Origin of the sequence: Serratia sp. CY33525, from assembly GCF_052169115.1 — a bacterium.
GTDB lineage: Bacteria > Pseudomonadota > Gammaproteobacteria > Enterobacterales > Enterobacteriaceae > Serratia > Serratia sarumanii.
Genome location: NZ_JBJNLK010000006.1, coordinates 271,438 through 281,664, shown reverse-complemented (window position 1 = coordinate 281,664; position 10,227 = coordinate 271,438). Strand labels below are relative to the sequence as shown.

At 60.9% G+C, this 10,227-nt stretch carries 9 protein-coding genes; 2 read left to right on the top strand and 7 right to left on the bottom strand.

The window, feature by feature from the left end; genetic code table 11:
- Window positions 1-123: 123 nt before the first annotated feature.
- Entirely contained in the window at window positions 124-813 is a 690-nt protein-coding gene (locus tag ACJ8IM_RS16995; protein WP_033653941.1) for a FadR/GntR family transcriptional regulator, read from the top strand.
- 67 nt (window positions 814-880) lie between these two features.
- The gene (gene mdtD / locus ACJ8IM_RS16990; protein ID WP_025160302.1) at window positions 881-2,296 is read left to right on the top strand and encodes a multidrug transporter subunit MdtD; all 1,416 of its coding nucleotides are present in this window, start codon (window positions 881-883) and stop codon (window positions 2,294-2,296) included.
- On the opposite strand, the gene rbsR is transcribed toward mdtD, so the two are convergent.
- From rbsR to kup, 7 genes are all read right to left on the bottom strand, one after another.
- A complete protein-coding gene (gene rbsR / locus ACJ8IM_RS16985) occupies window positions 2,293-3,294 on the bottom strand; it encodes a ribose operon transcriptional repressor RbsR (protein WP_025160301.1) in 1,002 nt (333 codons plus the stop codon). The genes mdtD and rbsR overlap by 4 nt on opposite strands.
- 4 nt (window positions 3,295-3,298) lie before the next feature.
- Window positions 3,299-4,225, bottom strand: a complete 927-nt coding sequence (gene rbsK, locus ACJ8IM_RS16980) for a ribokinase (RefSeq protein WP_033653942.1) — start codon at window positions 4,223-4,225, stop codon at window positions 3,299-3,301.
- Window positions 4,226-4,286: 61 nt separating this feature from the next.
- The gene (rbsB, locus tag ACJ8IM_RS16975) at window positions 4,287-5,174 is read right to left on the bottom strand and encodes a ribose ABC transporter substrate-binding protein RbsB (RefSeq protein WP_033638632.1); all 888 of its coding nucleotides are present in this window, start codon (window positions 5,172-5,174) and stop codon (window positions 4,287-4,289) included.
- 24 nt (window positions 5,175-5,198) lie between these two features.
- Window positions 5,199-6,167 (bottom strand): ribose ABC transporter permease, encoded by a 969-nt coding sequence (gene rbsC / locus ACJ8IM_RS16970; RefSeq protein ID WP_019455467.1) that lies wholly within the window; start codon window positions 6,165-6,167, stop codon window positions 5,199-5,201.
- A 6-nt stretch (window positions 6,168-6,173) separates the two neighbouring features.
- Complete coding sequence (gene rbsA, locus ACJ8IM_RS16965) at window positions 6,174-7,679, bottom strand: ribose ABC transporter ATP-binding protein RbsA (RefSeq protein WP_033636505.1); 1,506 nt, start codon at window positions 7,677-7,679, stop codon at window positions 6,174-6,176.
- 7 nt (window positions 7,680-7,686) lie between these two features.
- Entirely contained in the window at window positions 7,687-8,106 is a 420-nt protein-coding gene (gene rbsD / locus ACJ8IM_RS16960) for a D-ribose pyranase (protein ID WP_033649571.1), read from the bottom strand.
- A gap of 170 nt (window positions 8,107-8,276) precedes the next feature.
- Window positions 8,277-10,145, bottom strand: coding sequence for a low affinity potassium transporter Kup (gene kup, locus ACJ8IM_RS16955; RefSeq protein ID WP_033636508.1), 1,869 nt, complete (start codon window positions 10,143-10,145; stop codon window positions 8,277-8,279).
- Between the last annotated feature and the right edge of the window lie 82 nt (window positions 10,146-10,227).

The following is a 10,227-nucleotide window of genomic DNA, read 5'->3' as shown; positions in this document are numbered from 1 at the left end:
CTTTTTTTCAACAAAAGGGCGAAAAAGCGACGAATTTATGTCACTTTTTCAGGCAAACAGCCATAAAAGCTGGCGATCACTGGAGTAAAATAGAAATAACGATGTCAGTAAGGACCCGCAGCCATGCCGTTAAATGCACAACAACAGGCCGCCCAACGCAATCTTTCTTATCTGCTTGCAGAGAAACTTGGCCAACAAATTCTGGCGGGCGATTATCAGGCCGGCAGCATCCTGCCCGGTGAAATGGAACTGGGCGAGCAATTCGGCGTCAGCCGCACCGCAGTACGCGAAGCGGTAAAGATGTTAGCCGCCAAAGGCATGCTGCTACCGCGCCCGCGCATCGGCACCCGCGTGATGCCGCAGAGCCAATGGAATTTCCTCGATCAGGATTTACTGACCTGGTGGATGACGCGGGAAAACTTCGATCAGGTGATGCAACACTTCCTTATCCTGCGTACCTCGCTGGAGCCGCAGGCCTGCGCGTTGGCGGCAAACCACGCCAGCCCGCAGCAAACCAAGCTGCTGGCGGAGCTGATGGCGGAAATGCGCGCGCTGCATACCCAGTTTGATCGCGAGCGTTGGATCCAGGTCGATACCCAATTCCACCAGCTCATCTACGAAGCCAGCGGCAACCCGTTCCTGACCTCGTTCGCCAACCTGTTCAGTTCGGTGTACCAAAGCTACTTCCGCGCCATCACCGGCAATGAAGTGATCAAGCTGCGCCATCATCAGGCTATCGTCGATGCGATACTCGCCGGAGACAGCGCTGGCGCGCTCGTCGCCTGCCAGATACTGCTGAAAGAGAAAGACTAGACACGCTCCCCGCTTATATATAGAAGAAAGAGACGAGGGACAGACGACCATTTAACCAGGACCGACCATGACCCAATCCGCGCGCAGTATGGCAGGACTTCCGTGGATCGCCGCAATGGCGTTCTTTATGCAGGCGCTGGACGCCACTATCCTCAATACCGCGCTGCCGGCGATCGCCCAAAGTCTGGGGCGTTCGCCGCTGGCGATGCAATCGGCCGTCATCAGCTACACGCTGACGGTGGCGATGCTGATCCCGGTCAGCGGCTGGCTGGCGGACCGCTTCGGCACCCGGCGCGTGTTCATCTTCGCCGTCACGTTATTCACCCTCGGCTCGCTGCTGTGCGCTCTGTCCCCTACGCTGAGCGCGCTGGTCGCCTCTCGCGTGCTGCAGGGCATCGGCGGCGCGATGATGATGCCGGTCGCGCGATTGGCGCTGCTGCGCGCCTACCCGCGCAGCGAACTGCTGCCGGTGCTGAACTTCGTCACCATGCCCGGCCTGGTCGGGCCGATTCTGGGGCCGCTGCTGGGCGGCTGGCTGGTCACCTACGCCACCTGGCACTGGATTTTCCTGATCAATATCCCTATCGGCCTGCTCGGCATCTTCTATGCACGTAAATACATGCCGGACTTCACCACGCCCAAGCGCCGCTTCGACTTCCTTGGCTTTATGCTGTTCGGCCTGAGCCTGGTGCTGATCTCTACCGGGCTGGAACTGTTTGGCGAGCGGGTACTGGCGAGCTACGTTTCGCTGGGCATTCTGCTCAGCGGCTTCGTGATGCTGTTCGGCTACATCGCGCACGCCCGCCGTCATCCTCAGCCGCTGATCGGTCTCGACCTGTTCAAAACCCGCACTTTCTCGGTCGGCATCGCCGGCAACGTCGCCTCCAGGCTGGGCACCGGCTGCGTGCCGTTTTTAATGCCGCTCATGCTGCAGGTGGGATTCGGCTACACGGCGATCGTCGCCGGCTGCATGATGGCACCGACCGCCATCGGTTCGCTGATGGCGAAATCCACCGTCACTCAGGTGCTGCGCTGGTTCGGCTACCGTAAAACGCTGGTCGGCATCACCGTCATCATCGGGGTGCTGATCGCCCAGTTCGCCCTGCAAAGCCCGGGCATGCCGCTGTGGCTGATGATCCTGCCGCTGTTCGTGCTGGGCATGGCGATGTCCACCCAGTTCACCGCCATGAACACCATCAGCCTGGCGGATTTGAACGACGCCAACGCCAGCGCCGGCAACAGCGTCCTGGCGGTCACCCAACAGCTGTCCATCAGCTTCGGCGTGGCGATCAGCGCGGCGGTGCTGCGTTTTTACGAATCTCTGTCGTTAGGCACCATGATCGACCACTTCCATTACACCTTTATCACCATGGGGATCGTCACCGTGGCATCGGCGCTGGTGTTTATGTTGCTGAGAAGGAAGGATGGCCGCAATTTGATCAGCGGCCAGGAAAGCAAGAAAGAAGCGAAGGCGGCGAGTTAACGGCGGCCCACCGAGGCGCGTTCCACCAGCTCGGGCGTCAGCACCAGCACCTGGGGGGCGCGCTCCGGGTTTTGCAGGCGATTGATCAGCGCATCGATCGCCAGTTCGCCCAGCGAATCCTTCGGCTGATGAATGGTGCTCAGCGGCGGCGCCAGATAGCGCGCCAGCTCAATGTCATCGTAGCCCATCACCGCCATATCCTGCGGCACGGAGAGCCCGGCCTGATACAGCGCCTGATAAACGCCCACCGCCACCGCGTCGTTGCCGGCGAACACCGCATGCGGCGGCTCGTCCAGCGCCAGCAGTTGGCGCATGGCGTTCACGCCGCCCTCAAACTCAAAATCGCAATGCACTTCATACCCTGGCGGAACCGGCAATCCGGCGCGCCGCATCGCGTTGCGATAGCCTTCCAGCCGGTGACGGGCGGTGGTTTTATCCTGCGGGCCGGCGATGCAGGCGATTTTGCGGTAGCCACGGGCGATCAGATGATCGGTCGCCATCTCGCCGCCCAGCAGCGAGTTATCTTGAATAATGTCGTTGGCGCCCTCGAATGGCGCCCAGTCCATCATCACGATCGGCAATGACGGGTAGCGGCTCAGGGCATCTTGCGATGGCCGGTGGTTTTCGGTGCACATCAGCAGCAAACCGTCGACGCGCTTTTGCAGCAGCGTCTCCATGCTGCGGTTCATGCGCGCGGCGTCTTCTTCGGTATTGCACAGGATTAAACTGTAGCCGCGTTCATAGCAGCTGCGCTCCACGCCGCGCACCACTTCGGCATAAAACGGGTTGTTGCTGGCGGTCACCAGCATGCCGATGGTGCGCGTCTGATTGAGCTTCAGGCTGCGCGCCAGCGCGGAAGGCGCATAGTTCAGCTGTTCTACGGCCGCCATGACCTTGTCGCGCACGCTGTCGCTGACAAAGCGATTGTTGTTGACCACATGCGAAACTGTAGAGGTTGAAACGCCCGCCAGGCGGGCGACATCTTTCATGGTGGCCAAAGGATCACCCCTGCTGCTGCAAGAAGGCGTCGATATCTTCACGCCACGGCACCGAAGGCTGCGCGCCAGGGCGGGTCACGGCGATCGCCGCCGCCGCATGGGCGAAACGCACCGCGTCGGCCATGGCCTTGCCTTCCAACAGGGCAGTGACCAGCGCACCGTTAAAGGTATCGCCGGCGGCGATGGTATCCACCGCTTGCACCTTGAAGCCGGGCACCCGTTTGCCGTTGCCGTTTTCGCTCAGCCACACGCCGCGGCTGCCGAGGGTGATAATCACCGTCGCGATGCCTTTGTCGTGCAGCGCCTGCGCCGCGCGCGCCGCATCGGCGTCGTTGTCCACGGCGATGCCGGTCAGGCGCTGGGCTTCGGTTTCATTCGGGGTAATCATATCGATCATGCCCAGCAGCTCCTCCGGCAGCTCACGCGCCGGGGCCGGGTTGAGGATCACTTGCGTGTGATGCTGCTTCGCCAGGCGGGCGGCGGCGATCACCGTCTCCAGCGGCGACTCCAGCTGCATCAGCAGGGCATCGGCGTCGATCACTTTTTGTTGGTAGCGTGCCAGGTAATCCGGCGTCACCGCCGCGTTGGCGCCGGCATCGATGCCAATCACGTTCTCGCCTTCGGCGTTGACGAAGATCAGCGCCACGCCGGTGGTGCTGTCGGCGATGGCTTCAATCGGTTGGGTATCAATGCGATCGCTCGCCAGCTGCCGGCGGACACGTTCGCCAATATCGTCGGCGCCCACGCAGGCGATAAAGGCGATCTCCGCCCCGCTGCGCCCGGCCGCCACCGCCTGATTCGCGCCCTTGCCGCCAAACGCCACCTTATACTGTTTCCCGATCACCGTTTCGCCCGGGTGGGGGAAGTGTTCAATATTGAGGATATGGTCGGCATTGATGCTGCCAAGAACCACCAGCTTACCTGTTTCCATCGCATTGATTCCTGAATTGCGCGCCATCGTAAACGCCCCGTTCCGATGGCGCTGGTATGACTTATTTAGTGACCAGTTTCAAATCGACCGGGATGGTCGCCGGCACTTTTTCGCCTTTCAGCACTTTATCGGCGGTTTCCACACCGATCACGCCGATCTGATCGGGACGCTGCGCCACGGTCGCCGCCAGCTTGCCGCCTTCAACCGCTTTCACGCCGTCGGCGGTGCCGTCGAAGCCTACCACGATCACGTCGGTTTTACCGGCGGTTTGCAGCGCGCGCAGCGCACCCAGCGCCATTTCATCGTTCTGGGCGAACACCGCCTGCACGTCCGGGTGCGCGGTCAGCAGGTTCTGCATCACGTTCAGGCCCTTGGTGCGATCGAAATCGGCCGGCTGGCTGGCCAACAGTTTGAATTTATTCTGATCAAGCGACTGCTTGAAGCCTTCACCGCGTTCACGCGCGGCGGAAGTGCCGGCGATGCCTTCCAGCTGAATCACCTTGGCATCGGCGCCTACTTTCTTGGCGATGAAGTCGCCGGCCATTTTGCCACCCACGCGGTTGTCCGAAGCGATGTGGCTCACCACCTCGCCCTTGCTCGCCACGCGGTCCAGCGTGATGACCGGGATCTTAGCCTGGTTGGCCATCTTGATGGCGTTGCCCACCGCATCGGAGTCGGTCGGGTTGATCAGCAGCAGCTTGGGCGCGCGCACCATCAGATCCTGCACGTTGGCCAGCTCTTTCGCCGGGTTGTTCTGGGAATCCAGCACCACCAGGTTGTAGCCCAGCTTGTTGGCCTCTTGCTGCGCGCCATCCTTCATCGAGACGAAGAACGGGTTGTTGAGGGTGGATACCACCAGCGCGATGGTGTCTTTGGCCATGGCATTGGCGCTCAGGGTGGCGCTCAGCGCAATGGCGGAAGCTAAGGTTGCCAGTTTTTTCATTTTCATCATCGTGATTCCTGTAGGGGGAGGTTACTTGTTGCTTTTGTTATCTACCAGAACCGCCAGCAGTATCACCACTGCCTTCACGATCATTTGGTAGTAGGAAGAAACACCCAGTAAATTCAGGCCGTTGTTCAGGAAGCCGAGGATCAGCGCCCCGATCAGCGTGCCGACGATGCGGCCCTTGCCGCCGGCCAGGCTGGTGCCGCCCAGCACCACGGCGGCGATGGCGTCCAACTCATAGCCGGTGCCGGCGGTCGGCTGCGCCGACGACAGGCGCGCCACTTCGATCACCCCGGCCAGCGCCGCCAGCAGGCCGCACAGCGAGTAGACGATAATCTTCACCTTATCGACGCTGATGCCGGAAAGGCGGGTTGCCGCTTCATTGCCGCCCAGGGCATAAATATAGCGGCCCAGGCGCGTATGGTGCAGCATATACCAGGCGGCGATGAACACGATCGCCATGATCCAGATCGGCGTAGGCACGCCCAGCGGGCGGCCGATGCCGAACCAGCCGAAGGTGTCGGCCACGTCGGTGAAACCGGTGTTGACCGGGCTGCCGTTGGTGTACACCATGGTGACGCCGCGCAGCAGCAGCATCATCACCAGCGTGGCGATAAAGGCCTGCACTTTGCCTTTGGCGACGATCACCCCGGTGCAGGCGCCAACCGCGGCGCCCAGCGCCAATGCCGCCGCCACCGCCACCAGCGCGTTGACCTCAAAGCCGACGATCGACGCCGCCACCGCGCCGGTCAGCGCCAGCAGCGATCCCACCGACAGATCGATGCCGGACGTAAGGATCACCAGCGTCATCCCCACCGCCATGATGGCGTTCACCGAGGTTTGCTGCAGAATATTGAACAGATTGTTCAGGGTGAAGAAGTTCGGGCTCATGGAAGAGACCACGGCGATCAGCACCAGCAGCGCAATCAACGACTTCTGCTCTAACAGCCACTCTTTACTGAACCAGCGCTTGGCTGCGATAGTCTGGGAACTCATATCTGATTACTCCTGCTTTACGCCGTATTGCTTGCCGACGGCTGCCGCCATCAACGCTTCCTGGGTGGCCTGTTCAATCGGGAACTCGCCGCTGAGATGCCCTTCGTGCATCACCAGAATGCGATCGCTCATGCCCATCACCTCCGGCATCTCCGAAGACACCAGAATGATGCTCAGCCCTTCCTGCTTGAACTGGTTGATTAACTGATAGATCTCTTTTTTGGCGCCGACGTCGACGCCGCGCGTCGGCTCATCGAGGATCAGCACCTTCGGCCGAGTCATCAGGCCGCGGGCGATCGCCACTTTTTGCTGATTGCCGCCGGAAAGCAGACCGATCGGCTGTTCCATCGACGGCGTTTTGATATTAAACAGCCGGATGAAATCCCCCACCGCCTGCCGCTCGTCGGCCTGTTTCAGGCTGCCGTCGGCGCGGCTGAAGTAGCGCAGCGCGGTCAGCGACATGTTTTCCTTCACCGACATGCCCAGCACCAGGCCGTCGCGCTTGCGGTCTTCCGAGATATAGACGATGCCGTTCGCCAACCCGTCCTGCGGCGAATGGGTGACCACCTCGCGGCCATCCAGGCTGACGGTGCCGGCCTTGCGCGGCGCGGCGCCGTACAGGATCTTCATCAGTTCGGTGCGCCCGGCGCCCATCAGCCCGGCCACGCCGAGGATCTCGCCGCGATACAGCGTAAAACTGACGTCCTCAACGCCGGGGCCGGAAAGGTGGCTGACTTCCAACCGTTTTTCCCCGCGCGGCAAATCAAGGCGCGGGTATTGCTCTTCCAGCTTGCGGCCGACCATCATCTCAATCAGCGAATCTTCCTGCAGCTCGCTCACCGGCCGCTCGGCGATAAACTGCCCGTCGCGGAACACGGTCACGTCGTCGCAGATTTCAAAAATCTCTTTCAGGCGGTGCGAGATATAAACGATGCCGCGCCCTTCGGCCTTCAGCTCGTTGATCACTTTGAACAGCGAGGCGGTTTCGGTGTCGGTCAGCGCGTCGGTCGGTTCGTCCATGATGATCACTTTCGATTCGAAGCTCAGCACCTTGGCGATCTCCACCATCTGCTGATCGCCGATCGACAGCTCGCCCACCAGCCGGTGGCTGCTGTAGCGCAGGTTGAGGCGCGCCAGCAAGCGATCGGCCTCGGCGTACATACGCTTCCAGTCAATGCGGCCGAAACGGTTGACGAACTCGCGGCCGAGGAAGATGTTTTCCGCAATCGTCAGCTGCGGGATCAGGTTCAGCTCCTGATGGATAATGCCGATGCCCGCTTCCTGCGAATCTTTAGGCCCGTTGAACGCCACCTCGTTACCGAGAAAATACTGGCTGCCGGCGTCTTTCTGATAGATGCCGGTCAGCACTTTCATCATGGTGGACTTCCCGGCGCCGTTTTCCCCCACCAGCGCCATCACCTTGCCGGGATAAACGCTGAGGGCGGCGCCGGAAAGCGCCTTCACGCCGGGAAAGGCTTTATCAATCCCTTTCAGTTGCAGTAAAGGTTGCATAAACGCCTCAGAAAGTTACGCCGGCGCACAGGATCAGGTTCGCGTAAGGCGAACACTCCCCGCTGCGGATCACCGCCCGGCTGTGCTCGGTTTGCGCTTTAAACGCCTGATGGCTGATATAACGCACGCTGATGGTATTGCCCTGGCGTTGGCCCAGTGCGGTCAGTTCAGCCAACAGTGCCTCGTGGAGCGACGGATTCTGTTTCACGATCTCTTCCGCCAGGATGGCGCTTTCTACCTGCATCTCTTGCGTGACCGCCGCGAACACCTGCATGAAGGTCGGCACGCCCTGCGTCAGCGCCAGATCGATGCGCTGCGTCGCCGCCGGTATCGGCAGGCCCGCGTCGCACAGGGTGAGCTGGTCGGTATGCCCCAGCCGGGCAATCACGGCAGACACGTCGGAATTCAGTAATACGCCTTTTTTCATCTTCTCACTCCGCTAGCGAAACGTTTCGCTCTCTGGGGGAGTTTAAAAAAACGGCAGGGGAAGGCAACCGGGACAATGCAGAAGTGTGATCGCTATCGAAACGTTTCGTTCACGCACGAACAATGCGCAAACAAAAGGGGCTCAGCCATGCTGAGCCCCTGTCTGGCGGGTTAGATCTCGACCTGTGTGCCGAGCTCGATGACCCGGTTCGGCGGGATCTCAAACTGATCCGGCGCGCGCAGCGCGTTGCGGCTCAGGGCGACGAACAGCTTGCCGCGCAGGTAGAGGTACCACGGCCGCTTGGTGAGGATCAGCGATTCATGGGACATGAAGAACGAGGTCTCCGACATGCGGCACGGCAACCCTTCCAGCCCGCAGCGGTGGAATACCTCCTCGACGTTCGGCGTTTCCCGCCAGCCGTAGCTGGCCACTACCCGCCAGAAGGTCGGCGACAGCTGTTCGATGGTCACCCGGCGCACGTTGTGCACGTAAGGCGCATCCTCGGTGCGCAGCGTCAGCAGCACCACGCGCTCATGCAGCACCTTGTTGTGCTTCAGGTTGTGCAGCAGCGCAAAAGGAATGACGTTGGTGGCGCGCGACAGGAACACCGCGGTACCCGGCACCCGCACCGGCGGCGATTTCTCCAGCGAGGCGATCATCGCCTCCAGCGAGTTGCCGTGTTCATGCAGGCGGCGCAGCAGGCGGAAGCGCTCGCTCTTCCAGGTGGTCATAATGATAAACATCACCAGCGCCAAGGTCAGCGGCAACCAGCCGCCGGAGAACAGCTTCAGGGCATTGGCGGAGAACATCGGCACGTCGATGATCAGCAAGATGGCAGCGATGCCGAGCGCCAGGAAGCGATTCCAGTGCCAGTTGTTGATCGCCACCGAGGTGACCAGAATGCTGGTCAGCACCATGGTGCCGGTGACGGCGATGCCGTACGCCGCCGCCAGGTTGCTGGAGTGTTCGAAACCGACAATCACCAGCACCACCGAGATGTACAGCGTCCAGTTGATCACTGGAATGTAGATCTGGCCGGATTCCATTTCCGAGGTGTGAATAATGCGCATCGGCGACAAATAGCCCAGGCGCACCGCCTGGCGGGTCAGCGAGAAGACGCCGGAAATCACCGCCTGCGAAGCGATCACCGTCGCCAGGGTCGCCAGAATCAGCAGCGGGATCAGCGCCCAGTCGGGTGCCAGCAGGAAGAACGGGTTTTTGATCGCCTCAGGGTTTTTCAGCAGCAGCGCGCCCTGGCCGAAGTAGTTGAGCACCAGCGAAGGCAGCACCACGGTGAACCAGGCCAGGCGGATCGGGAACTTGCCGAAGTGCCCCATATCGGCATACAGCGCCTCGACGCCGGTGATCGACAGCACCACCGCCCCCAGCGCAAAGAACGACACCTTCTTATATTCCATGAAGAAGTTGAGCGCCCATTTGGGGTTCAGCGCCTGCAGCACTTCCGGGTTCGAAATGATGCTGCGCGCGCCCAGCACCGCCAACACGATGAACCACAGCAGCATCACCGGGGCGAACAGCTTGCCGACGCTGCCGGTACCGTGCTTTTGAATAACGAACAGCAGCGTCAGCACCAGAATGGAGAGCGGCACGATGTAGGCATCGAGCGCAGGCGCGGCGATTTCCAGCCCCTCTATCGCCGACATCACCGAGATAGCCGGGGTGATCACCACCTCGCCATAGAAGAAGCTGCCGCCGATCAGGCCCAGTATCACCAGCACCGCGGTGGTGCGCGCCGAAGTGTTGCGCCCGGCCAGCGACATCAGCGTCAGAATGCCGCCCTCGCCGGCGTTGTCCGCGCGCATCACGTAGGTGAGATATTTGAGGGAAACGATCACGATCAGCATCCAGAAAATCAGCGACAGGAAGCCGAAAACCACGTCTGGACGAACATCGAAGCCGTAATGGCCGGAGAAACACTCTCTCAACGTATAGAGAGGGCTGGTGCCGATATCACCGTAGACCACGCCGATGGCCGCCAGGGTTACCGCCGATAAGGACTGCTTATGCTCTGCGCTCATAATTCGTTTCTTTATCAGAACATCCGTTAGCGATGCATCCGCATCAGGCAAAATACGGGCTCAAAGATCCGTCACGCCCACC